We start from the raw sequence: 708 nt of genomic DNA, 5'->3' as shown, positions 1-708 counted from the left end.
CCCTTGGTCTTCCGGCGGGGGAGCTTCTCACTCCCCTTGTCGTTACTCATGTCAGCATTCGCACTTCTGATACGTCCAGCATGCTTCTCAACACACCTTCAACCGCTTACAGAACGCTCCTCTACCGGTTCAGTAGACAGTTGACAGTAGACGGTGGACGGTTTTGCCTTGAGTCATTGGTGACTTTTGTGCAAATTCGTTAGCATTTTGGCAATTGTCTGGTATTCGGTTTTCAGGTGTTCCCACTGATTTTTCTCGATGTATCCGAGATCCAGTGAGTATCTGATCCATACCCGCATTTCGTCGGCTGATCCGATGGCCATTAATAAGAACCTTCGAAATTCAGCTTTTGAAATACTCATTTTGCCATAGCCTTCAGCAACATTTGCGCATATGCCTTTACTGGCTCTCCGCATTTGGTCAGCAAGACCATGCATTTGTTCATGCTTTGTATATTCAAGTGTGAGCTTATGAACTTCCTGCGAAGCCCGTTACGCTTTCCTGAATACATCCAACTGCTCAAAACCCTGCATGTATACTCACCAAACTGTGTACTGTCCACTGTCAACTGTCCACTGAACCCCGTAGCTTCGGTGAACAGTTTGAGCCCCGTTAAATCTTCCGCGCGAGCCGACTCGACCAGTGAGCTATTACGCTTTCTTTAAAGGGTGGCTGCTTCTAAGCCAACCTCCTGGCTGTCTGGGCCTT

Annotated in this window: 1 rRNA gene; it reads right to left on the bottom strand. The window is 48.0% G+C overall.

Features of this window, described 5'->3' with window-relative positions:
• A 23S ribosomal RNA gene (locus J7438_RS26565) occupies window positions 1-708 on the bottom strand; the annotation flags it as partial.

The organism is Thalassotalea sp. G20_0 (assembly GCF_017744175.1).
Lineage (GTDB): Bacteria > Pseudomonadota > Gammaproteobacteria > Pseudomonadales > Endozoicomonadaceae > Endozoicomonas.
Note: the sequence above shows the minus strand (reverse complement) of the source record. Positions and strands in the feature narration are given on the sequence as shown.